The organism is Parabacteroides sp. FAFU027, assembly GCF_022808675.1.
In the GTDB taxonomy this organism is placed as follows: Bacteria; Bacteroidota; Bacteroidia; order Bacteroidales; family UBA7332; genus CAXXIC01.
On sequence record NZ_JAKZKV010000008.1, the window covers coordinates 141,394 to 166,908 of the forward strand.

12 protein-coding genes are annotated in these 25,515 nt (G+C 42.2%); 5 read left to right on the top strand and 7 right to left on the bottom strand.

Annotation, left to right across the window (positions count from 1 at the left end):
• Positions 1-155 precede the first annotated feature (155 nt).
• The 5 genes from MLE17_RS13350 to MLE17_RS13370 all read right to left on the bottom strand — a co-directional run bounded on the left by MLE17_RS13350 (position 156) and on the right by MLE17_RS13370 (position 11,979).
• The gene (locus tag MLE17_RS13350) at positions 156-4,172 is read right to left on the bottom strand and encodes a two-component regulator propeller domain-containing protein (RefSeq protein ID WP_243349209.1); all 4,017 of its coding nucleotides are present in this window, start codon (positions 4,170-4,172) and stop codon (positions 156-158) included.
• A gap of 146 nt (positions 4,173-4,318) precedes the next feature.
• Complete coding sequence (locus MLE17_RS13355; RefSeq protein WP_243349210.1) at positions 4,319-6,364, bottom strand: beta-galactosidase; 2,046 nt, start codon at positions 6,362-6,364, stop codon at positions 4,319-4,321.
• 192 nt (positions 6,365-6,556) lie between these two features.
• Complete coding sequence (locus MLE17_RS13360; RefSeq protein ID WP_243349211.1) at positions 6,557-7,972, bottom strand: cellulase family glycosylhydrolase; 1,416 nt, start codon at positions 7,970-7,972, stop codon at positions 6,557-6,559.
• A gap of 74 nt (positions 7,973-8,046) precedes the next feature.
• A complete protein-coding gene (locus MLE17_RS13365; RefSeq protein WP_243349212.1) occupies positions 8,047-9,981 on the bottom strand; it encodes a sialate O-acetylesterase in 1,935 nt (644 codons plus the stop codon).
• Positions 9,982-9,993: 12 nt separating this feature from the next.
• Positions 9,994-11,979 carry a glycoside hydrolase family 97 protein gene (locus MLE17_RS13370; protein WP_410795630.1) on the bottom strand — a complete coding sequence of 662 codons (1,986 nt, stop codon included), beginning with the start codon at positions 11,977-11,979 and terminating at the stop codon, positions 9,994-9,996.
• Between the two features lie 1,336 nt (positions 11,980-13,315).
• Between MLE17_RS13370 and MLE17_RS13375 the strand changes: the two genes are divergently transcribed.
• Together MLE17_RS13375 and MLE17_RS13380 are read left to right on the top strand one after the other, a co-directional pair.
• A complete protein-coding gene (locus MLE17_RS13375; protein ID WP_243349214.1) occupies positions 13,316-17,347 on the top strand; it encodes a hybrid sensor histidine kinase/response regulator transcription factor in 4,032 nt (1,343 codons plus the stop codon).
• Positions 17,348-17,599: 252 nt separating this feature from the next.
• Positions 17,600-18,451, top strand: a complete 852-nt coding sequence (locus MLE17_RS13380; protein ID WP_243349215.1) for a helix-turn-helix transcriptional regulator — start codon at positions 17,600-17,602, stop codon at positions 18,449-18,451.
• 58 nt (positions 18,452-18,509) lie between these two features.
• Here the strand turns inward: MLE17_RS13380 and MLE17_RS13385 are convergent, their stop codons facing one another.
• Positions 18,510-20,027 carry a glycoside hydrolase gene (locus MLE17_RS13385; protein ID WP_243349266.1) on the bottom strand — a complete coding sequence of 506 codons (1,518 nt, stop codon included), beginning with the start codon at positions 20,025-20,027 and terminating at the stop codon, positions 18,510-18,512.
• Between the two features lie 498 nt (positions 20,028-20,525).
• Here MLE17_RS13385 and MLE17_RS13390 point away from each other — a divergent pair, with 498 nt between their 5' ends.
• Both MLE17_RS13390 and MLE17_RS13395 read left to right on the top strand, forming a co-directional pair.
• A complete protein-coding gene (locus MLE17_RS13390; protein WP_243349216.1) occupies positions 20,526-21,650 on the top strand; it encodes a glycoside hydrolase family 88 protein in 1,125 nt (374 codons plus the stop codon).
• 67 nt (positions 21,651-21,717) lie between these two features.
• Complete coding sequence (locus tag MLE17_RS13395) at positions 21,718-24,063, top strand: beta-galactosidase (RefSeq protein WP_243349217.1); 2,346 nt, start codon at positions 21,718-21,720, stop codon at positions 24,061-24,063.
• A 78-nt stretch (positions 24,064-24,141) separates the two neighbouring features.
• Here MLE17_RS13395 and MLE17_RS13400 read toward each other — a convergent pair whose 3' ends face one another.
• Positions 24,142-24,282 carry a hypothetical protein gene (locus MLE17_RS13400; protein WP_243349218.1) on the bottom strand — a complete coding sequence of 47 codons (141 nt, stop codon included), beginning with the start codon at positions 24,280-24,282 and terminating at the stop codon, positions 24,142-24,144.
• Between the two features lie 207 nt (positions 24,283-24,489).
• Between MLE17_RS13400 and MLE17_RS13405 the strand changes: the two genes are divergently transcribed.
• Positions 24,490-25,476 carry a family 43 glycosylhydrolase gene (locus MLE17_RS13405; protein WP_243349219.1) on the top strand — a complete coding sequence of 329 codons (987 nt, stop codon included), beginning with the start codon at positions 24,490-24,492 and terminating at the stop codon, positions 25,474-25,476.
• Positions 25,477-25,515 lie beyond the last annotated feature (39 nt).

Consider the following 25,515-nt stretch of genomic DNA (forward strand, 5'->3'; position numbering starts at 1 on the left):
AGAATAAGCTTCTGTCAAATCACGCGTCCTCAAAAAGGATCGAAAACCGTGCAAGCTAAACTGGGTATCAGACATAAAAAAAAGTAGCCGTAAAATTATGGCTACTTCCTTTTTTGCTATGGAGCATTATGTGTTGCAAATGGTATCTCAAAGTATCATTCCGGCTTTTGTTGCCTGTAAATACGAAGATATTCCGATGGTGACATCCCAAATTCTTCTTTAAAGTTGATAGTAAATCTTTTTGGAGAATTATACCCTACCTCGTAAGCAATTTCCGCAATCTGCAACTGACTCTTTTCCAGCAGTTGGCGACCACGCTTAAGCCTGATGGTCCTGATAAATTCAGCCGGTCCTTTACCGGTAATTGCCATTAATTTTTTGTAAAGATGCCCACGACTCAATCCTAAAGATTCACCCAAAGTTTCAACACTAAATTCAGTATCACTCATATGTTCTTCTACTATTTTCAAGGCCTTTTCTAAGAGCTTCTCATCAAGCGTTGTGATTGTAATCTCGCTTGGAGATACATCTAATTTCTGACTGAAAGACTGATGGCTCTTCTGGGTCCATTCTATAAACTTCGTGATTCTCAATTTTAGAATATCCAAATTGAATGGCTTGGTAATATAATCATCAGCACCCAACTCCAACCCTTCTATCCTGCTTTCCTCAGCAGTTTTGGCCGTAAGAAGGATGACCGGGATATGCGACCATTTTATATTGGTTTTTACTTGTCTGCAAAGCTCGTTCCCGTCCATCACAGGCATCATCACATCACTTACCACAATATTCACATCATGGTAGGTCAGCATTGACAATGCCTCCTGTCCATCATGGGCAATTAACACATTATAATCATCCGACAGGTTATCGCTGATAAACTCGCATAAATCTTTGTTATCATCTACAAAAAGCAAGGCCAGTTTCTCCGGCTGACTTTCTTCCGGTTTTTCAACGGTTTCATCAAATGCCTCAGTCAGTTCTTCACTGTCATCATCTATTTCATTAGAACCAGCTCCCAGTATTGGAATTTTCAATGTAAATACGGTGCCTTTGGGGGTATTATCGGTAATGGTGATTGTACCCTCATGTAGCTTAACATATTCGCTAACGATATGCAGACCAATTCCGCTACCTGTTTTCCCTGCATCGTTCAATGATTGATAAAACCGATTAAAGACCAGGCCTTTTTCTTCATCGCTAATGCCAATTCCGGTATCAGAAACGCTTATGCAAACTTCGGATTCTTGAATAAAAAGACTCAAATTGACCTTTCCGTGATCCGGGGTGTATTTAAAGGCGTTCGAAAGCAGGTTTACGATTGATTTGCGGATTTTATCATGGTCAAAGTATATCCACAAACGTTCAACATCAGAGTCAAATGCAAACGAAATTTTGCGCTCTGTGGCATACATTTTGAATGAATCATAAATATCGCTCACAAAATCGACGATATTTCCGGGTTTCAAATGCAGAGATTCAGCACCTACATCCAGTTTCCGAAAATCGAGCAATGAGTTTATAAGAGATAGCAATTGCTGCGCATTTTTATATATTACCCCCAGCTTCTTATTCAGTCTTTCATCTGCAACTTCTTTGAGCAGTTGTTGCAATGGAGTTACTATAAGTGTTAAAGGCGTCCGCAAGTCGTGGCTGATATTTGTAAAGAACTTCAACTTCATTTCTTTAAGCTGGATTTCCTGCTCAATAGCCATTTGCGCTTTTTGTTGCGCCAGCTTTCTCTGGTGTCTTTGTCTGGTTCTGTAAAAGAGGTACAGTGTCAGGCCTATTATAGCTAAAATATATATGATGATAGCCCAAAACGAATAGTAAAAAGGAGGTGCCACATTGATAACCAACACCTTCGGTTCATTGCTCCATACTCCATCACTATTGCAGGCCGAAATCAACAATTTATATTTCCCGGGAGGCAGTGAAGTGATAATGATTTCATTCGCTCTTGTTGTGATCCACTGATTACTAAACCCCTCTATCTTGTAGCTGTATTTAACTTTGTCTGCGTTAATTAAATCTGTTGTTGTAAATTGCAATGAGATCTGTTTGTCATTATATTTCAAATCAAGGGTAGATGTAAACTCTATTGAATGATCCAGCAGAATTCGCTTGTTGTATGTCGAGTCAACTAAAATCTCCGTATTGCCAACCGTTAGTTTTGTAAAGACAATTCTTGCCTGAGGTTGTCTTTTTTCAGTCATTTTATAAGGGTTAATGACTGTATATCCGTCAGTTGACCCCACCAATATATTACCATTTCGTAACGCACAAATCGAATGTGCATTGAAATAATCGCTCTTCAGTCCGTCTTTCACAAAAAAGTTTTTGCAATCTATTGTCAACGTTTCATTGGTATTTCGATTTACGGTCAATGCTGATATTCCTTTACTTGTCGTAACCCAGACGTTTTGAAGATTATCTTCTACAATGCCTTGTATAATATTATCACACAACCCATTAGATACATCTAAATAATAAAGAGTATCCTTTTTCATATCCCACGCGGTTAGCCCGGTATTTCCACCTAACCATAGAATATTATTTTTCCCCTTATAAACACTTGTTATCTGCTGGTTCCTAAAACGCTGAGTTCCCTTTGCATTTGCATAGCAATAAACCCTTTTGTTATTATTCACATCAACATTCATAAGTCCAAAGGATGTACCCACATAAAGTTTATCACCTCCGTCATAAGCCATATCCATAGATTGGATTATATTATCGTATGGGGTTTTCAAGGATTTAAAATCACTGGATCCTGCTTCAAGCTTATGCAGTTTTCCACCCAATGTACCTATCCATATGCTTCCAAACCGATCCTCTTGAAGACTCCATACGTTATTATCCGAAAGACTGCTATTGCTTGTAGTGAATTGTGAAAATTTCCCCTGGTCGTAGCAAAACACCCCCTTTTGATACGTGCCAATCCAAATGCGTCCCTTTTTGTCTTCAATCATACTTGTGATCGCAGTATTGGGAATAGGAAGCTTGTTGACAATTCCGGTTTTATCTTTCATATACAATCCGTCGCCATCTGTACCCAACAAGATTTCTCCGGTTGTCTTTTCCATGATTCTACTTATATCACTGAATTTATTGGACTCGACGTTTGAGAAAAAGTGAAAACTCTCATTATAGAATGACATTCCTTTTTTATTATGTCCAATCCACACAGTCCCGGTATTGTCAATCAAAATACAAGTAATATTATTCGCAGATAAGGTAGTCTGATTCGACAGCTGACTTATTAAGTTTCGAAGAGTACCATCCTGTTGATTATAAACAAACAATCCCTTATGGTCAGTTCCAATCCAAATTTGACCGTTTTGATCTTCTACAATTGTGCGAACATTGCTTTGAGCTTGTATATCAGACTTTAGTTCAATTGTTTTCCAATCTTGTCCGTCATTTCTCTTATAAAATAGCTGATCGTTTTTATAGGAATAGATCCACAGTCCGTTTTTAGAATCGACAAATATCTTACCATAGTTGTTAAGGGTGAGTTTTTGAATATAATCGGGGATTTTAATGATGGTTTGCTTCCCCGTACGTTTATTCATTTTCCAAAGCACGCCTTTTGTTTGAATTGCGTAAAAATATAGATTATCATTACTAAAGCCGACACTGGAAATTCCATCAATTTTCACTCGTGACCTTAGGCAAATGAAGCTTCTCCCCCTTACGTTATAAATGTATATATTGTTTCCATTAAACACGAGCAAGTTTTTCAATTTGTCAACAAATACTTTGCTATTGCCCTCTGTCTTAATGCCCAGATTCTCCAGAAACTTCTTCACATCAGTCTCAAAACAATCTTTTTCCCTGTTATACACTGCATATCCATAACCAAAATCGACCCAGATATTCCGCAACCCATCTTCTTGTAATCCTATTATATTATTAGACAGAAGAGTATTCGGCACGCCTGGATTCACCATATAAACCTTGAATCCGTATCCATCATACCTGTTCAATCCATTTCCGGTCCCAACCCAAAGAAACCCATAGCTATCTTTCAATATTGACGTTACACCGCTATTTGACAGGCCATCACGAGTTCCTAAATGATGAAATACAAATGATGTCTGACCAATGATATGGTTTGACAATATCCATAACACACTGGTTACAAATAGAATTTTAGTATATTTCTTCATATAAACAAAGAGAATATTATATAGATTATTATTTGCAGCTATGAATAGAAAACCTTCTTTTGAGCAGCGTACTGACAATTGCTCAAAATGTAAAAAACGACAACTCCCATGATTGTTTAGCATTTATCACAGGAATTGCCTTGATCTTATCTTACCTCAACAAAGTCAGGCTCATAAGGTTCGACGGTAAAATTACCATTATAATCTTTATCAAAAAGGATACTTCTGGATTTTCCTTTCATAGGTATTTCTTTTGGTTCTCCTGTGACATTCAGGTATAAATAATGGTTCTTGTCTATTTGCCTTGCCATCACTCCCAAAGGTACATCCAGACCTTTTTTAATTCCCAGTTCGACGATTAATTCATCAAGCAAAGGATTGAGGACGTTTCCATCAGCAGGTAAGCCAACGTAAATAGCGCGACCTTTACCATACTTGTTTGAGGTCATTATGGGGTAATCTTTGTCCAAACTAGTAATGCTGCCGATAACTTCAGCACCTTTGGGATCAATTATATCGAACCTTGCAGACTGCATATCAACGGCTTTTCCTTTGTATGTAAACTCCAGTTTCTTTCCATTATATGCTTTCCTAGAAATCTCATTCATCGACTCGGTTTCTTCGAAACTACCAACGCGAATGCCGAACACATCACTCAATTGTCCGGGATGGGTTGTTTTAAATACTTGCCCCGAAGCATCTACCAATGCCGAATTGCTGGTCATGATTGCCGTTCCTCCATTTTTCACAAATTCGCGAATTTTTGTAGCGGTTTTATCATCCATCACCGTCACTCCGGGAACAAAGAGCAATTTGTAATTCAAACTGCTTCGGCTAATTTCCACCACATTGGCATCCATATTCCGCCAATAAAACAGGTTCCAACAAGCTTGAAGCTGGCTTTCGTGCTGCTCAGGAAACGAGCTGCTTGCCATTTGGCTTGGAAAAGAGAAGGCCATTCCGACCTCAGGCCGGGACTTATACGGGAAATATTTCCCGATCTTTTTAAACTCGGTGGCAATTTTCTTATACTCGTAATACTTGCGGTTAGGCACGCCATCCCAATCAAGCATTCCTTGCAAATACTGCTCCTCGCCACCCCACATACTTTGCCAAGTCCAGCCACACACCATCTGGTTGCCATACATCAAAGTAGCATAAGCCGACTTGCGAATCGAATTGGGCACTGCTGTCATCGTTGTAAACTCACTACACCAAAAAGGATTAGTGCTTTCGAACTGAATTCTTGATATTCCAAAGGCCGCATTCATGACTCCCCAGTTGGTGGTCAGGGAGTTTCCGGGGTAGAAACCACACCCCTCTCGTGCCATTTTACCGGAATAAGCTATTTCTGACCAATCGATATATTTCAGCGGACTGTAGTACCAGGCATTCGTATTTGTTAGCGTTCCCGGCGCATTGGCGTTGACTTTATCCAAAACGGCAAGCAAAAAGTTGTTCACTTCGCTGGAGACAAACGTGCGGAAATCGAGAATTTTCTCCGGTGCACCGTTTTTTTGTCCTTCGCTTGGCAGACCCACTTCTTCAAACTGATTTAACCTACGCGACCAACGATGAGTTGCCCACGCTTTATTCAATCCTTCAAGGGTACCGTATTTCTTGTGCAACCACTCAATAAATCGAAGCCGCACTGTTTCTGAATAGGAAATAGGGCCGTCTCCCGACTCATTGTCAATGCCAAAAGCTAATAATGCCGGGTGCTTCGCATATCTTTTTGTCAGCACATCGGTGTATCGAAGTGCGTACTTTTGGTAGTTGGGATCTCCCGCATCGTCCATATAGCGGTGGTTGGGGTACAACCGGTTTCCAGTCGCACTGACAACATCGATAGAAGGAAATTTATTGTGCAACCAGATAGGAGCAGGATGAATGGCAATATCCAAAATGACTTTAATCCCAGCTTGGTTCATCATATCCATTACGTGATCAAACCACGCAAAGTCGAATTGCCCTTCAGACGGTTCATAACTATCCCAAGCCAAATGCCCCATTCGAACAACATTGAAGCCGGCTGATTTCATTAGTTGGATGTCGCTTTTTATTTTCTCTATGTTCTTATCATCGTGAGGATGATAATTGGTTCCGACAAACAATCCCTGAGCTTTCAAATTGTCGCAAAAGATGGTTGCAATCGCAATCAACAGCAGAGTTATAATTCTACTTATTTTCATTTTCAATATATTATCGGAGTAATCAAAAATTTCTGATAAAACCAAGAGCAAGGCTCTACATGTCTGCTGCTTTCGGCAATCCAGCGAGATCATTGGCCACTACCGAATTGATCTCACTCGGAGCATTCTTAGGCAATAAAACCCAGACAATATTTTAGCATATCAAAAACATATAATATCATCTAAATGCTCTTATCGTTTAATTACCTTTACCGTTTTGTCCCAATTACCACCCACTATCCGAACAATATACACCCCTGAGTTCAATCCTTCTCCAAAAGAATTTTGTCCTGATTGAAAGTTCGAACTTTCTACCACTTTACCAAGAAGATCAATTATTTCAATCCGCTTGATTTCTTCTTGATTACCGGCATTCAGCGTAAAAGTGGATTGAAATGGATTGGGATACACACTCATTTTTTTGTCTAGAACTTGAGGTATTTCAGTTGCCTGAGTTTCTTGAACTCCCTGCATAATGGCATTACGAAGTGCAGGATCTAACAATTTACCCGTACTTCGGTTAAACAATCCCATATTTATATCCCAACAGTAAGGTATAATACCTTTGCTAATCATTGATTTGGTAACATATTTATAGAAATAATAATAAGAAGCCTCGTGAAGTGCCTGATCAGATTTGGGATCTGTCAACTTTCTTTTGATTGCAGCATATTCGCCAATAATAACAGGTATTCCATTGTCAACGAATTTGGTTTTCATTTTATTCAGGTATTTTTCGACATCGGTCTCTTCCCCAAAATTTGCATTGCGAATAGGATCATCGGTCTTCGAATGATAATCCTTTCCCCAATAATAAAACATTTTACCCCAAGTTGCATCGCTGGTTAGAATACAAAATTGAGGTGGAGTATAATAATGCACTTCAACCATTAACCGATTAGGTGTTGGGTCAACTGGCAGTTTGTTCATCAGACTATATGACAGGTCAATATTTGTTTGTGGACCTTGAACAATCAGCGTACGCGTGGTATTATTCGCGCCCGTGCTTCTGACTGCATTAACGAAGGTTTGATGATACGATAGCAAAACCGCCATTCCTGTGGCATCTTTCGCATCGGGCTCGTTGGCGCTGGCAAACAACAAATGATCGCCATAATACTTGAAATAGTTGGCTATTTGTGTCCAATAAGCTTTCTGTCGCGCATTCACTCTTGCAGAATCGGTTACGTTTATATGGTTTTCCAACCAACCGCTATCCCAGTGGATATTAAGTACAACATACATACTATCCTTGATGCAATAATTGACTATTTCCCTGACCCGGGACAACCAGGCATCCTGAATCACGTTTTTCACTGTATCGGAATGTGTAAACCAGGCAACTGGGAGGCGGACAGTATTGAATCCGGCCATTTTCACAGAATCAATTAGTTTTTGGGTAGTATATGCACCGCCCCAACCGGTTTCGCCGGATGGACATTCAAGCGTGTTACCAAGATTCCAGCCAACTTTCATTTTGCTGGCAAGTTGCGGTGCTGTTGGTAGATCTGCCTTTATAGATCCAGACCATAGAAGTCCGCATAAAATAAGGGTATAGAGAAAGCCCCAACTATGTGAACGAGGCAAAAAAGCGATTTTGTATTTCATTTTATTTTAGATATAAAGTTAAGAACATTTCAGTTGAATATATTCGAGCTGGACAAACTAGAATTTCTGCTTTTTTATTTCTGCGTAATCCCTTTCCAGCTATCCGTTCTGAAAGGTACAGCAGGCAAGCCTTCCGAATTGACCAAATTGCACACAGGATTATCCGCCCAGGCATAGCGCACGGCCACCGGATTGGTTACCTTGTCAGAAGAAACCACCACCTGATCGCCTTTTATCGTTGCTTTTGCCCAATAAAAATGCTTATCACTTCCAGCAATGGCAAAGCCGGTTACGTCCTTTCCATCACGGGTTTTCAACCCATTTTCTATATTTGAAAAACGAATGGAAACTTCCCCTCCATTGATACTGAAATTTTTAAACATCGGACCACTCGCAATCACATTTTGCTGGTAAACCTGTTTTTCGGCAATCAATGCCAAACGGTGACCCACCTCCTGCTTGTTGGTTGGATGGATATTATCCGCATCGCCCACATCGATAATGCAAGCCATACCGGTATTGGGTTGCGAAAGCGTCATGGTCTGTGCTTCGCGCAATTCTGCCCATTCACTTTCCATCGGTTCAGCTTGCCCTTTCTTATAATTGGTCAACTGTACAAATAAGAACGGAAGATCACCTTGTCCCCAACGTGTTCTCCAATCGGAAATCATCATCGGGAACAATTTCCTGTAATTATACGCTGCAGAATCGTTCGCTTCTCCCTGATACCAAAGGAAACCTTTGATTCCAAATGGAATAAGCGGATGAATCATTGAATTGTAAAGCACTGTAGGATAATACTGATAATTGTTTCTTATCGGGAATGATGGTTCCACGTCTTTTTGATAGAGCCATTTCCCGGCTAAGGACATTTTAGATTTTCCATCCGCCAGATACAGATCTTCTGCCGGAGGGGTTATCCCACCATTGCCCCAAATCATAGCTATTCGTACCGCAATTGTATTCTCTCCCTTCTTTACAATACCGGCCGGAATAGAATAGGTATGTGTTTGGGCGCCATTCCATACCGTTTTACAGATTTCAACACCATTGAAATAGAGCGAATAGTTCATTTCGGGGTGGCCGATATTCAGTATCAGGTCTTTCCCTGAAAAGGACACGGGCAAGATAACCTTCTTCCGCATCCAAACCATTCCTTCATAAGCCCCAATACCGAAATTCTTAATCGACCCGGGCATTTCTACAATCCTCCAGGAAGAATCGTCGTAATCTGTTGACGTGAAAATTTTATCTGTGTTGTTTTGTGGGTGATAAACAATATCCCACATACGAACCCAATTCAAACTATCCTGTACAAAATGGTTCGGAGTAAGCGTATCGTTGCTCAGTGTTCTCGCCCGTGTGATGGGCGATGAAAGTAATTTTTCGCGACTTGTCCATGCTTCTACCGGAGTGCCGCCCCGCGACGGTTGAACAATTCCGATCGGTACATTTTGATCCATATGTATCTTACGTGCAAAAAAGTAAGCCACCGCCGAGAAATCCTTCACATTGGTTGGGTTGCAAACTTTCCATTTACCCGAAAGAATATCGTTTTGAGGCGTTAATTTCATATCCTGAGCCACCACAATAAAACGTATCTGCGGATAATTCGCTTTTGCTATCTCGTTTTTTGCGTCCTGAGTCTGCTGAACGTGAAAATCCATGTTTGATTGGCCTGAAGCCAACCACACATCACCGATTAAAATTCCTTTGTACTGAATCTTAGTCTGTTTTCCAGCTTCTGCAATCGTTAGTGTATAGGGTCCGCCCGCTTTGAATTTCGGGAAACGAACCATCCATTTTCCCGTTTTGTCGGTTTTCACATTAACAATACTATTCCCAAGCTGGGCAACAATTTGCGAACCGGGCACAGCATTCCCCCAAACAGGAATGCGAATATTGCGCTGCAAAACCATGCTATCGCCAAAAACCTTGGGCAAGGTTATTTGCGCTGACGCCAACACTGCAAATAAACAAAGTGCAACACTTAAAATATTTTTTTTCATGGTAGTGGTCTCTTATTGTTTTTCAAATCGGGCGGCCCAACCGCCAGCTGTTGCCAGATTAATTACTATCTTATCTTTATTGGTGAATATCTTTTCTTCCCGTTTATAATCGGTGGCATCACGATCGGCATTAATACCATCACTGAATATTTCGGCTTTATAGTTTCCTTCAGGCAGAAAAGACAAATCGATAGTCAACTTGCGGGCATCCCAGTTGGTCAACGCCCCTACGTACCAATTGTTGCCTTTGCTGCGTGCCGTTACAAGATATTCCGATACTTTCGCATCCAAAATAACCGTGCGATCTGTAACTGTTGGTACTTTTACAATAAAACGTGTACATTCTGCCTCCTTGCGGTAAGCGGTGGGATTATCGCACAGCATTTGCAATGGCGCTTCAAACGCCACATACATAGCCATTTGATGCACCCGGGTTCCCTGACTCATTGGCATTGAGTTGGAAGGTTGATAATTGTCTCTTGTCGCATTGCGCATAGCACCCGGAGTATAATCCATCGGGCCCGCCATCATGCGGATAAACGGAAGCGTAACATCGTAAGGAGGCATATTGTCGCGCGCCCATTTCACATTTTCCAATCCTTTCACACCTTCGAAATTGAGCACATTAGGCCATGTTTTTTGAATGCCCGAAGGTTTCATACCATGATAGTCGAGCAACATTTTATGCTGTGCCGCCAACTCTGCGATGTCATAGCACGAGCGCATCGACTTTTGATCGTCGCGATCAAAGAAGTCCACTTTAAAGCCCTTTACGCCCATCGCAGCATATTTTTCAAAAGCTTTTTCCTTCACAACATCCAGATCGTGCCAAGACGACCAAAGAATAATCCCGATATTTTTACTTTTAGCATAATCGAGTATCGCCTTGAGATCGATTTCTTCGGATGACGTCAGAATATCGTGTTTTTTGTACCAACCCTCATCAAGAACCACGTATTCAACGCCATACTCCGAAGCAAAATCGATGTAATATTTGTAAGTGGGGGTATTAATCCCAGCTCTGAAATCTACGTGCGAGATATTCCAGTTGTTCCACCAGTCCCATGCTACCTTTCCTGGCTTAATCCATGAGGCATCCGCAATTCGCGAAGGAGCTGCCAGCCGTTGCACCATGTCGTTGTCGGCCAATTCTTTATCGTTTTTGCTAATGAAAACCACACGCCACGGAAATTCACGAGACTTTGTCGTTTTCGCGATAAAATCTGCCCGTTTGCTTACCCAGTAGTTCAAGGTTTCATAGCCTCCAGTTCTTTCATTCAGGGGGTATTTTGGAAAAACGCCCTGAAATCCTTGTTTTGTTTGTTTGTTAAGGCCAAGATACATTCCGGGATAATCTTCCAGGTCTGTTTCCATCAGCAGGGCCTTCTTTTGATTCCCCAAATCGACCAGCAGCGGAAGAATAGCAAGCGAATCGGGATAGAATTGAGAAATAGGAGTTTGGTCATAGATAATTTCAAAAGGCGTTTGAAATTTATCGCCTTCACGAGGGTCTCGTGCGTAAGGTATCCATGCTTTGTGGTTGGCTTTGAAGTTGAAGTTTGCCTGTTCATCGGCAATCACAATCCCGCCTTTTTTGGTAGAAAAGAAACGATACGCAACACCGTCGTTGTAGGCTCTGAAAATCAAACCATAATTGCCTTTGAAGGTAATGGTCATCTGGTTATAATTGTCTGCGACTTCTTTTTTTCGGTAATTTATTGCAGTGATGGTTGTATTTGTCGAATTCCGTTTGGTCGACTTGATCTTAGCATCTTTGCCTAACACTTTTCCATCAGCCAACTGCAAAGATATATTTGATGGCGTAATTATCGTTTCACCGGATTGAACTAAAGACCAGCTTAGTTCAGAACCAACTTTAATTTGTAATTCTATTTGCTTGTCGGGAGACGATAACTTCATCTCAACAGGATTTGCTTTAGCAAAACAAATTTGTGTAGAGAGCATCACTATAAAAAACAATGAAAAAGATTTGATCATATTCATCACATCAATTTTTAATATATACCAAAATAATTAATTTCTTCAATCAATCAGGTGCATGAGACCGCCCAAAATGTTGAATAACGATTGAAATTCGTAACATCTACGTTTTATTTTGCAAATAGGATGTTTCGATACGAGGTTCGAAACGCCTATCTGCATTGTAGTTAGTAGTAGGAAGAGGGGGCTTTTCATGATATACGCACTCTATAAACGATATAAACCTCAATATTAAAGTTACACCTTCAGAATAAAAAGAGACTGATTGTAACTACCGAAGCAGGACAATCAGCCTCAACAAATCAAAACTAATATCTATCAAAACATAAGAAACCACACTAATTAGTTGTATTTCGAATCAACTATCCATCTTACTAAAAAATAGTAATCGAATAATACTTTGCAAATATACCTTGATCCCTATCCACTATTAGTATCATTATGTATCAAACAATATACGCCGATGTTGCATAATATACTTTAATCAAAACATTGAGCTCACAATAGCCTAATAAAAGAAGCGGAGGATTCATTCGATTAGATCACCATCAGAATTAGTACAGAAAATGCAGTTCGGCCATCTATATTCAATATCTGTTCTCTCTACGTCTATTTTAAGTTTAGTATAAGATATAATAGACATATAATAGTAATTATATAGTGATGACATAGAGATAAAATAGTCTTTATAAAGACTATTTTATCTCTATGTCATCACTGCATAAGTAATGTGTATCAATTCTTAATACTTAAAATCAACCTAAAGCAAACCTGTAAATAACCCTTTCTTATCCCCGGAGTAAATTCGAATTGGAAACAATCCAGGAAACAGTACCTGGATCCGCCCGATTATGATCTTTCAAATAAAGGCAAGGACTATGGTTTAGACATTACAGACAAGCCTTTTGGGTTTGAGAAATTGCAGTATCAAAAGATATTAGCTACGCGATAATAAGCAATGCTAATATTATTCGTGTCGGTGCAATAAATATCATCCGGAGGGTAAATATCAACTTAATATCGTAAAGCAACTATCTGCAGGTTGTCGCATTTTTGCAGGCTTTACTATATTTCTGATCAGTCGGAATACTTTATTCCGTATCATGACGAGCCATTTTCGCTTAACAGACCAACTGCAAAACAGTCATTTTACAATCACTTTTTCAGCAATCCGTCAGTCTATATGACACATCCGGAAATTATTGGTTAACTTTGATTGGTTCTTTTTACTGACACGCTTAATCTATTGTCTGTAATTGATTGTTATAGAGTTAAATGTCAAACGACAAATCATTATCAAATAAAGAAAAGCCCAATATTCAACCCTTGACCGATGAAAACCTTTTCCTTCTTACTATTTTTATTATCTCCCATCTTACTACTTGCCCAGCCCTTTAACATCAAAAAGCTGGGGATGGAACAGGGATTATCCAACAGTTACATCGTCGGAATTACTCAGGATCGGGACGGTTACCTGTGGTTTGCAACCGAATCGGGCCTCAACCGTTTTGATGGACAGAGTTTCAGGGTCTATAAGAAAAATACAACACCGCTTACCAGCATAAACAGCAACGAGCTGAACAAAGTGCTGGCCGACCGGGATGATAATATCGTCTGGATTGCCACCCAACGCACCGGACTGAACGCCTTCAATACAAAAACGGGGGAATTTACTTATTACACCAGCGATCAACCCTCTCCTTTCAATGTTGTTACCAATGACATCACCAATCTGGCTCAGGCTTCAGATGGCAATTTGTGGTTAAGCACCTATCACTTCGGGGTGGATTACTTCGACAAGAAGACTAAATATTTCACCCACTATAACCAATCGACTGTCAAAGGATTGGTAAGCAATCACGTGTGGTGTATTGCCGATGACGGGCACGGCAAGCTCTACATCGGACATGTATTCGACGGATTGAGCGTATTGTCCATCAAAGAGCGAAAAGTAAAAAACTATGCCTTCAAAGCCAATGACCCCAATTCCCTTCCCGGGACAGAAGTCGACTGCATTTACATCGACAAAAGAAATCATGTATGGGTAGGAACTAATAACGGTCTGGCTCTCTTTAATCCACAAACGGAGAAGTTTACCGTTTTCCGGAATATCCCCGGCAAAGCAAACTCCTTATCCAGCAACCGGATACTTTCCATCCGCGAAATGCCCAATGACAATCTTTGGATTGGCACAAACCAGGGCGGAATTAACATCCTGAACCTCAACTCCCCCTTAAATCCGAATGATATCTCTTTTCGCCACATCGAAGTTACCGAAGATGAAAACGGTCTCTCCCACCAATCCGTAAAAGATATTTTTCAGGATTCATTTAACAACATCTGGATAGGAACTTACGGAGGAGGCATTAATGTTATCAGCAGTAAAAACCGGTTTTTTAATACCTGGTCTTACTCTCCGTTGCGCGGTGCTAAAAATAATCTGAGTAACAAAGTGGCGACGGGATTATGCGTTGATAATGATGGCAAAGTGTGGGTCGGCACTGACGGCGGCGGCATCGATTTATTTGAAAACGGGACGAAAACCCATCATTTCGGCAAAGAAACAGGTGACCTTCCCGACAATTTTATCATATCTGCCCTCAAAGACTCCAAAGGCAATCTCTGGCTGGGCTCGGCTAGTGGTCCTCTAACCAAATACGACTCCGGATCCCGGAGATTTATACCCATTACTGCCATAAAAAGCGACGTCAGCATCCGTTCCCTGTTTGAAGATAAGGATAAAAACATCTGGGTGGGGACAAACCTGGGACTTTACGTTTACAATCCTTCAAACGGTAATGTAAAATACTATACATCAAGCAACTCCCAACTTCAGGACAATGTAATCATCAGTATCTCTCAGGATGCCAAAGGACGTATGTGGATAGGAGCCCTCGGTCAGGGCCTGAGCATCTTTACTCCGGACTTTAAATTATTGCAAAGCTTCAACAAGAACAACGGATTCTGTTCCAACGCCATTACCCATCTCTTCCGCGACTCCCGAAACCGGATGTGGGTAGGTACGTGGGAAGGATTGGTCTTATTCAACTCTTTAAATAATTTCCATTACAAGCTTTTTACGGAAAAAGAGGGAATGGCCGACAGCTATGTTTGTGCCATTGCCGAGGGAAAACCCGACCAAATCTGGTTTAGTACCAATACCGGTATCAGCCAGTTTAATGTCAGGGAAAATAAATTTGTCAACTACAATTCTCTGGATGGAATCCCCCGTGCAAATTTTGTTCCCGGCACGGTTACCCGTACAAAAAACGGAATGATCTATTTTGGCTCTCAAAGTGGGGTCTGTTACTTTAATTCCACTCAAATTCATTTGAATCAAAAGCCCGCTCCGGCTAATATTACCGATTTTTGCTATTTCGATAAGCGGGTTGCCCAACCGGAAAACGCAGTTAATCTGCCGGTTACCGATAAGATAGAGCTGAAGTACTACCAGAATACCTTTACAATCTCATTTAACGTACTGGATTATGGCATGAGCGAACAGACCGAATATGCCTATATGCTGAAAGGATTGGAAAATACGTGGTATAATGTGGGAAATGAAAAGAAAGTTACTTTCCGCAATATTCCTCCGGGCAGGTATGAGTTCCGGGTAAAATCCCGCCTTCGTAACCAGGAGTGGTCCGATAAAATCACCTCTGTGGATATAGTTATCAATCCACCTTTCTGGCTAACCTGGTGGGCCAAATTCATTTACTTTATACTGATTGTATTGCTGGCCCAATACCTGGTGAGATTCTACAAACGCAAACTGGATCTGGAAAACAGCCTCTATCTCGAACAGCAGAATCACCAGAAGGAACAGGAACTCAATGACGAACGATTGAGTTTCTACACCAACATCGCACACGAACTGCGCACTCCGCTTACGTTGATTATCGGTCCACTGGAAGATTTATCGGAAGATAACACCCTCTCGCAGACGCATATCAAAAAGATATCGTTGATACACCGCAGCGCGACCCGTCTGCTGAATCTGATTAACCAGATTCTGGAATTCCGGAAAACAGAAACTTATAACCGAAACCTGTGTGTTGTCAAAGGTGATTTGGGCGCAGTCATCCGGGATATCGAACTGAAATATGAAGGATTAAATCAGAACTCGAATATCAAATTCCGGGTTTCCATCGAAACGGAAGAGACAACGCTCTATTACGACCCGGAAATCATTACCATTATACTGGACAATCTGATTTCAAATGCGCTAAAATATACAAAACAGGGAGAAATCGCCATCTTTATGCGAAATGTATATGAAGCGGAAAATCTGCTTACCGAAATTGAAGTCCGCGACACCGGTCTGGGAATTGCGGCTGAAGCTTTGGGACGTATTTTCGACCGTTATTATCAGGTCAAAAACGAGCATCATGTTTCCGGCTCAGGTATCGGGCTCTCTTTGGTTAAGAATCTTGCCGAGATCCATCAGGGCAGCATCTCTGTCGAAAGTGTTGCGGGGGAAGGCTCTTCATTTAAGTTCCGCCTGAAAACCCGCAACGAGTATCCGGAAGCGCTTCATACCGAAGCTGCCACCAAAACGCCGGAGCAAATAGAACATCAGTTGGAAAACCAGAAAGGATTGATGCTTATCGTAGAAGATAACGCCGAAATCCGGGAATACATCGCCAATGCCTTTGAGGATGATTTTGATATCATTGAAGCTGAAAACGGTAAATCCGGTGTCGAACAGGCATTCGAACGAACTCCCGACATTATCATCAGCGACATCATGATGCCGATCATGGATGGTCTGGAGCTCTGTAAGATACTGAAAGAAGATGTGCGGACAAGCCATATTCCGTTGATCTTGCTGACGGCCAAGGATTCGTTGCAGGACAAGACCGAGGGTTACTCTACCGGGGCGGACTCGTATCTCACCAAGCCTTTTAGCGCAGCTCTGCTGCAGAGCCGTGTCAACAACCTGCTCGAAGCCAGAAAAAAATTAGCGGCTTCTTTTGCTTCGGCACCGAAACAAAAGCAGGCTATCATCACCGAATCGCTGAACAACCTGGATAAAGAGTTTCTGGATAAATTCACTGATATCGTGGAGAAGAATCTGGAAGCAGAGCAGGTGAATATAGCCTTTGTAGCCGAGAAAATGAATATGAGCCACTCTACCCTCTACCGGAAAGTGAAAGCGTTGACCGATATGTCGGCCAATGAGCTGGTGCGCAAAATCAAAATACAGAATGCCGAACGTCTGTTGTTGACCGGTAAATACACCATCTCCGAAGTGGCGTTTATGGTGGGAATGAACAGTCCGACCTACTTCCGTCAATGCTTTAAAGAGGTTTATGGTCAGACCCCGTCGGATTACCTCCGGAATATCAAGGATGCGAAGAATTAGTAGGGAGAAGATAAGTTCATTTTCCTCTTTAATATAATCTACCGAAAGGCTGTCCCATTGAAAAGAGACAGCCTTTCTTATTTCTATCTACCTGAAAAACAAACCCAATATACATCTGCTTACCCCCTGAACGATTTACGTATCTATAATGATGAATTTACAATCTATCCTCTGACCGTACACTGACTACATTTGCATAAGCCCCAGAAACTGAAAACAAACAACGAATCGGTTTAATTCAATTTGTGTGTTATGCAAAATACCATGATTTCATTCCCGGATTACTTGAAAAATCTTTCGCCCTTTCCCATTCCGGAAAAAACAGGTGATGTAATTTACAAGAAACTGATTACAAATGATGTCATTCGGTTCTTCGAAGTGGAGTGCGGGAAAAGTATTTCCGGTGAACCTTTCGTAAAAGCCTATTTCAAACAAAAAGATTTCCTGATCAAATCATTGGAAATCATTACCGACCATTTGTCTGATCATGGCTTTGACCTGAACAGGTTTACTTCAGACATGTGTATCTCGAAATCGACCCTGCACCGGACAATACATTCGCTGATAGGAGTCTCTCCCTGTGATTTCATCCTCTATCTCAGGATGCGTTACGCCCAGATGATTTTGACAGATACATCCTTCCAGGTTGCAGAAGTGGCTGGAAAGGTTGGTTTCAATTGTCCCAAACATTTCACCTATAGCTTCAGAAGGAGATATGGGTTATCTCCGAAATTGTTTCGGGAAAAACTAAAGCAATCGCAAAGTCAGGTTGTAGTTCCGTCAAACGACAAACTGATGCTCCAAAAAGTAACAAATCTGATTAAAGATAATATTTCGGATACCGGCTATGGATTAAGCAACCTGGCCTTTGACCTGGGAGCTTCAAAATCAACCCTCTACCGGAGAATAAAATCCATTACCGGGCTCTCTCCCATCGCATTCATCCGTTCGGTCAAACTTAACCATGCCAAATCGCTGCTCGGAAGACGCAACGGCGATGTCCTTGATGTGGTCTATGCGAGCGGCTTTTCTGACCCCAAATATTTTAGCCGCTGTTTCCGCAATGAATTTGGTGTGTTGCCCAGAGAGGTGATTAATTTCTGATAGTCGAAACCTGACAGGTTTTGAAAACCTGTCAGGTTTCGACTATCATCAGTATATTTTACTCTGACACAAATGTTGTTATTGATCGGGCAGGGAATATTATATTCTGATTGTTTTTGAATTGTCCGACCGGAAGGAGATCTTCTCCTGCAACATCTGAAGTTCTATACGCTTTCCAATCCATTTTTGCTTTACCGACCGATAATCTGGCTTTGTTAGGATGATTTGCGTAATTGATCATCACGACAACGGTCGTACCATCACTGTTTTTGTAAGCCGAAGTCATAACGCCCTGTTGATCAGTGGCACCGTCAGCAACTTCCTGCCCGTTTTTATCATACGCATGTACTCCAATTCTTGTTGCTCCCGGACGAATAAACCGGCTGTAATTTCCCAGACACCAAAGCAGCTTGGAATCAACCACATCACCTTCTTCATTCATCCGGTCGGTAAACATTCTGAGCAGTCCATCCTTGTAATCGCCGCCGATAGCCCTCCACCACTGCCAACTGCCAGCATTGGCATACACAAGGTCATGATGAATAATCCGGGCAACGTAAAGCGCCGTTTTCATCGTGCGGTCATAGCCGCCTCCTCCACCGATTTCGATATCATTTCCCATAATGCAGACTTCCGTTTCCCAAAATCCGACTTTATATTTCTGTAGGGAATCATTCATCATCCGGCGGATATTTTTCAAATCAGAGAGCGGTGTCGTCGTCCAGTAGCTATGTCCCACCAATCTACGGGGAACATTCGGAAGATTACCGAGATAGGTATCGGTGCTGTCACCGGAGAAAAAGGTCTGCACCTGATTTCCTCTTGCCGGCCCACTTAACGGATGAACGCGGAAGATACAATTATAATCAAATGATTCGGGTAAAAGAATCTGAGTTGACAATCCTCTTGAAGCAAACTGCTTACTGGTCTCTTTTATCAGGTGAGCGATTTCACGGTTTGTAGCCGGTGTTCCTTCCTGTTTCGGACCAATCCAGTTCCAATGTCCGTCGGGTTCATTCACCGGACAAATGTAATCGAGATGAATGCCATCGTGCTTCTCCAAACCTTCAGCCACATTCGACATAAAAAGGGCAAAATCATCGTAGCAATCCGGTTTAAGGTTGAATGTTCCTCCCCTACCGGTATTGGTTGCCAGTCCGTTTTGGGTAAAATAGACAGGAGGTGAATTAAAAAATCCGAGAAACTTATTGACACCACGCTCCTTCGCCAATTTCAGGAAATTGCGCTGTCCTTTCTGCTTCTCCCAGTTATAAGAACCGTCAGATTGCAGAAAACATTCTGTCCGCATCCAGGGCGAGCCAATCTGGCTTTCGTTTCCCTGCTCTGTGCTTCCGGCACCGATATTGAATCGCCACATCGAAAGGCCAATTCCTTTGGGCTGCCCGTTCTTTCCGGTTTCGAGGCTAAACAGCCAGTCGGCAATCTGCTTTGTTTTTGGTTCCGACCATAAGCCGACGGCTTGCATGCTCCAGCAATCGGACGCCCCGAAATGCTCAATGGTTTGGTACTTTTCCGTCGGATCTATTTTAAAGGTGCTGACTTGTTGCGCATTCATATCGCAAAAGGCCAACAACGAAAGTAGGGCAACTCCCCGGCATGGGAAATTTGACTTACTCAGGCGTTTTTTTATGGATAGGTAGAAATTCATAAATCATATATTCTTGTACATTGCAAAGTTATCCACTAACAATATTTCCCTCCGTCTCTAAATCGTCATTGTGTATATAATATCAGGTCAACACTTTCCTTTTTCTTTATTTAAGGAACAAATGGCTGACAAACTGCATATTCCGCAAATGGCATTATTATTACCCTTATTGCATATATAAGACACCTTAAAAACTGCTATTGTTGATAATTTTGCAGCAGCCATGGAAATGAAAAACAGTGCAACGGACCATTATGCAAACACATCTACCATATTGAACGGATTATCCACCCGATGCTGTCTGTCATAGTATAATTTTGCACTATCGGAATTGTGTAGAGACATTTAGTCAATAGGTTATTATTTTTGTACGCTGATTCCTCTAATTCTTTTTCCTAAGTAAACATGAAAAAAACCAGTTTTATCGCATTCCTTATTTTTTGTTTTAGTGCTTATCTGCCTGCGCAACAGAAACCGACGAAATCAGAATTAATCAGCATTATCCAAAAAGTAAATGATTACTGGCAAAATACACATACCGATCCGGGCAATCCGTTTTGGGATAATGCAGCTTACCATACCGGAAATATGGAAGCGTATTATATCACTAAAAATGAAGCGTACCGTAAATATTCGGAAAAATGGGCTGAGCAGAACAATTGGAAAGGGGCAACTTCCAACGACAAATCAAAATGGAAATACACCTATGGAGAAAAACCTGAATACGTTTTATTCGGTGATTGGCAAATATGCTTCCAGACTTATGCTGATTTGTACAACCTGACACCAGACTCTCAAAAGATAGCCCGTGCACGCGAGGTGATGGAATATGAGATGAGCACACCTCAAAACGATTACTGGTGGTGGGCCGACGGACTTTACATGGTAATGCCGGTGATGACCAAAATGTACAAAATAACAGGCAATCCGCTGTATCTGAAAAAGCTGCATGAATACTTTCAATACGCCAAAAGTATCATGTATGACTCTAAAACCAAACTTTTTTACCGTGATGCCAAATACGTTTATCCTAAACACAAGAGCGTAAACGGCAAGAAAGACTTTTGGGCGCGTGGTGACGGATGGATTTTCGCCGGTCTTGCTAAAGTGCTGCAGGATTTGCCGAAAGATTACAAATACCGGAGCCTGTTTGAACAGCACTATCGCGATATGGCCAAAGCCATCATCAAACACCAGCAAAAAGAGGGCTACTGGACACGCAGCATGCTTGACCCAAATCATGCTCCGGGTTATGAAACCAGCGGAACAGCGTTCTTTACCTACGGTCTGCTTTGGGGAATCAACAACGGTTACCTGAAAGAAAAGAAATATCTGCCTGCTGCAATGAAAGCTTGGAAATATCTATCAACCACGGCTTTGCAGCTAAACGGCAAAATCGGATATGTGCAGCCCATCGGAGAAAAGGCCATTCCGGGACAGGTAGTCGATGCAAATTCCACAGCTAATTTCGGTGTAGGGGCATTTCTATTGGCAACCTCCGAGTTAGTCCGGTTCACTGATAAAAAGTAAACGCATTAGAGCTATAAGTAACACAAAACACACTATTATTTCACAAATAAAACGCAAAGAGAACTGAATGAAAAAGATTCTTTTATCATTAATGATCGCCCTCCTGCTGGCGCCGGGTCTTGTAAAGGCCAATCCAACGCAGGGCGGCGACTTCGTTGCCGGAAAGAATACGTTCCTGCTCAACGGAAAACCTTTTATCTTACGCGCTGGTGAATTGCATTACAGCCGTATCCCGAAACCCTACTGGGAGCATCGTATCCAGATGTGTAAAGCAATGGGGATGAATACCATTTGTATTTACTTGTTCTGGAACTATCATGAGCAACAGCCCGGAGTGTACGATTTTTCAGGAGACAAAGATGTAGCTGAATTCGTTCGTCTGATTCAGAAAAACGGCATGTATTGTATCCTTCGTCCGGGTCCATACGTTTGTGCGGAGTGGGAAATGGGTGGCCTCCCCTGGTGGTTACTGAAAAAGAAAGACCTGAAAGTCCGCACACTGGCTGACAGCTATTTCGTGGAAAGAACCAAGCTTTTCCTCAACGAAGCCGGTAAACAATTGGCTAAATACCAGATACAGAACGGTGGCCCGATCATCATGGTACAGGTGGAAAACGAATACGGTGTATGGGGCAATGATGCCGCTTACATGTCCATCATCCGCGATGGCATACGTGCTGCCGGATTCGACAAAGTGCAACTGTTCCGTTGCGACTGGTCTTCCAACTTTGACCGTTACAATGTACCGGGAGTAGCCAGTACGCTGAACTTCGGCGCCGGTTCCAACATCGACAACCAATTCAAGAAATTCAAGGAACTCAATCCTGATGCTCCTTTGATGTGCAGCGAATACTGGACCGGATGGTTTGACCACTGGGGCAGTCCGCACGAAACCCGTTCCATCAGTTCATTCATCGGAAGCCTCAAAGATATGATGGATAAGAAAGTCTCCTTCAGCCTTTACATGGCTCACGGAGGTACATCCTTCGGTCACTGGGCAGGTTCCAATTCTCCTTCATTTGCCCCTACTACTTCATCATACGATTACAATGCACCGATTGACGAATCAGGACATGCTACGGATAAATTCTATGCCGTTCGTGATTTGTTGAAAAACTACCTTCAGGAAGGAGAAACTTTGACTGATGTTCCGGCTTATCCTGAAAAAACGATTGAAATTCCGGCCGTTAAATTCATCCAGACTGCCAGTCTGTTTGACAACCTGCCTGTTGCTAAAAAGAGCGAAGATATCCAGCCGATGGAGTTCTTTGACCAGGGCTGGGGTTCTATCCTTTACCGCACTACCATCCCGGCGTCTGCCAAAATCAGAAAGCTGACCATCAGCGATGTTCACGACTGGGCTACCATTTTCGTAAATGGTAAGATCGTCGGTAAACTTGACCGGCGCCTGGGTGACCGGGAGGTAGAAATACCGGCTACAGCATCTCCTGCCAGACTGGATATCCTCGTCGAAGCGATGGGCCGCATCAACTACAGCGAGGCGATTATCGACCGGAAAGGGATTACCAAAAAGGTGGAACTTTCGGAGGGTAATAACACAACCGAACTGAAAGGCTGGTCGGTGTATAACTTCCCGGTGGATTACGCGTTCCAACAGAACAAGAAATACAAACCGGCTCCGGCGAAAGGCCCTGCATGGTATAAAGCGACATTTACCCTTAACAAAACCGGCAACACCTATTTCGATATGAGCAAATGGGGCAAAGGTATGGTTTGGCTCAACGGACGCAACCTGGGTCGTTTCTGGAAAATCGGACCGACGCAGACCTTGTTTGTTCCTGCCTGCTGGTTGAAAAAAGGAGTCAACGAGATCATTGTGTTGGATGTGGATAAACCATCTGCAACGACAATTGCCGGTCTTAATCACCCGATCCTTGACAAAACGGCTCAGGATGAATCCCTGCTACACCGCAAAAAAGGTCAAAACCTTGACCTGACCGGCGTGAAACCGGTGAATACAGGCTCGCTTCCTGCCGGAAACGGATGGAAAGCCATCACTTTTGACCAAATGCAGAACGGTCGCTACCTCTGCTTCGAAGCGCTCAACGCTCAGGATGCAAATGACCCGGTAACTTCGATTGCCGAATTTGAGCTGATTGGAGAAGATGGTAAAGCAATTTCATCACAACTTTGGAGAGTGCTTTATGCCGATAGCGAAGAGGTAACTACCGTAAATAACTCGGCTGACAAAATCTTCGACCTGCAGGAGTCTGTGATCTGGCAAACCCAGACAACCAGCAGCAAAACCAAACATCCGCACCAGGTGGTGATTGATTTGGGTGAAAATGTAAACGTGAAAGGATTCCGCATCCTGCCACGCGGAGACAAAAGCAATGTCGGTGTAGTCAAAGACTACCGCGTCTATTTGTCTAAAGCTCCATTCAAATTTTAGGTACAATTCTTTGTACAATCCATAAGAACTATATTTTCGAGAGGGGATTTCCGTGAGGAAATCCTCTTTTTTTATTCTTTATTTACGCCCTATATTGGCATTACATTTCGACCTGAAGATGAAATCGACCGATAAACTGGAACTCCATTTCACTCCGATAGTGTAATATTTCACCTCGAATGAGTAATATTTGGTCATTTCAGGTAACAGATGTTTCATCGAAAAGCGTTAAACCGTTCAGAATATGACCTTTCATTGCAAAAACAATCTGAATTACCACCAATTTGTGACAGAATTATTTTCAATCCTTATTGAACGAATAATCGCCCCACGTTGGTTATTTAGCTTATACTTTTGCAAATAGAGAATAGTACTCGTTATCACAATAGGTTTTCAATAGGTATTAACCAGTCAAAAGTCAAATCAATGAGAAAGCAGCTCAAGTTAAGGTTATTATTTTTTTCAATTCTCATTTCTTTAGGCATATACTTCTGTGCCATCGCCCAAAACCCACAAAAGACAATCGTCAACGGAGGCAACTACACTGACACCTCCGGCAAAATCATCAACGCGCACGGAGGCGGATTCCTCAAAGCAGGCAAATACTACTACTGGATTGGTGAAAACCGTCACGATCAGGTCCTTGTTTCCTGTTATCGTTCGACCGACCTGATTAATTGGGAATTCCGTGGCGATCTGCTTACCCGCCAGTCTAATCCGGAGCTGGTCAACGCCAATATTGAGCGCCCGAAGGTCATTTATAATGAGAAGACTAAGAAATTCGTCATGTGGATGCACTACGAAATAAGCTCCGACTACAGTTATGCCCGCGCCGCGGTGGCTGTTTCCGACGATATTGAGAAACCTTTCAAATATCTGAAAAGCTTCCGTCCTTTCGGCAACATGTCACGCGACTGTACGCTTTTTAAAGACACAGACGGTACTGCTTATTTCCTCTCTGCTGCCCGCGAAAATTACGATATGATGGTGTACAAACTCACCGATGATTATCTGGACACGAAAGAACATCTGCTTACCCTTTGGCCGGGCGGTCACCGTGAAGCTCCGGCACTGGTCAAACGGGGAGATTATTACTTCATGATTACTTCGGGCTGTACCGGCTGGGCTCCCAATCAGGCGAAATACGCCTATGCCAAATCCATCCGTGGCCCATGGTCTGACTTGACCGATATCGGAAATTCCACTACTTTTGATTCGCAATCCACTTATATACTTCCTATCGAAGGAAATGAGACGACCAGCTACCTTTATGTGGGCGACCGTTGGGATGGCAACCACTATTTCAATTCGAGATACATTTTCCTGCCTTTAACCTTTAAAGGAGAAACGTCTGTGGAGCTGAGCTGGAAAGATTCGGTTGCACCTGACCTGAAATCAGGAAGAATCAACTAAGGAAAATCCCCACTATAAACGTCTTATAATCGATATTCA

Excerpts from the sequence above, each read along its gene's own strand:
- MLE17_RS13355 (WP_243349210.1), bottom strand. The coding sequence starts at position 6,364 with ATGAAAATAAGTAGAATTATAACTCTGCTGTTGATTGCGATTGCAACC.
- MLE17_RS13400 (WP_243349218.1), bottom strand. The coding sequence starts at position 24,282 with ATGAAACATCTGTTACCTGAAATGACCAAATATTACTCATTCGAGGTG.
- MLE17_RS13385 (WP_243349266.1), bottom strand. The coding sequence starts at position 20,027 with ATGAATGCGCAACAAGTCAGCACCTTTAAAATAGATCCGACGGAAAAG.
- MLE17_RS13380 (WP_243349215.1), top strand. The coding sequence starts at position 17,600 with ATGCAAAATACCATGATTTCATTCCCGGATTACTTGAAAAATCTTTCG.
- MLE17_RS13365 (WP_243349212.1), bottom strand. The coding sequence starts at position 9,981 with ATGAAAAAAAATATTTTAAGTGTTGCACTTTGTTTATTTGCAGTGTTG.
- MLE17_RS13375 (WP_243349214.1), top strand. The coding sequence starts at position 13,316 with ATGAAAACCTTTTCCTTCTTACTATTTTTATTATCTCCCATCTTACTA.
- MLE17_RS13360 (WP_243349211.1), bottom strand. The coding sequence starts at position 7,972 with ATGAAATACAAAATCGCTTTTTTGCCTCGTTCACATAGTTGGGGCTTT.
- MLE17_RS13370 (WP_410795630.1), bottom strand. The coding sequence starts at position 11,979 with ATGATCAAATCTTTTTCATTGTTTTTTATAGTGATGCTCTCTACACAA.
- MLE17_RS13405 (WP_243349219.1), top strand. The coding sequence starts at position 24,490 with ATGAGAAAGCAGCTCAAGTTAAGGTTATTATTTTTTTCAATTCTCATT.
- MLE17_RS13350 (WP_243349209.1), bottom strand. The coding sequence starts at position 4,172 with ATGAAGAAATATACTAAAATTCTATTTGTAACCAGTGTGTTATGGATA.
- MLE17_RS13395 (WP_243349217.1), top strand. The coding sequence starts at position 21,718 with ATGAAAAAGATTCTTTTATCATTAATGATCGCCCTCCTGCTGGCGCCG.
- MLE17_RS13390 (WP_243349216.1), top strand. The coding sequence starts at position 20,526 with ATGAAAAAAACCAGTTTTATCGCATTCCTTATTTTTTGTTTTAGTGCT.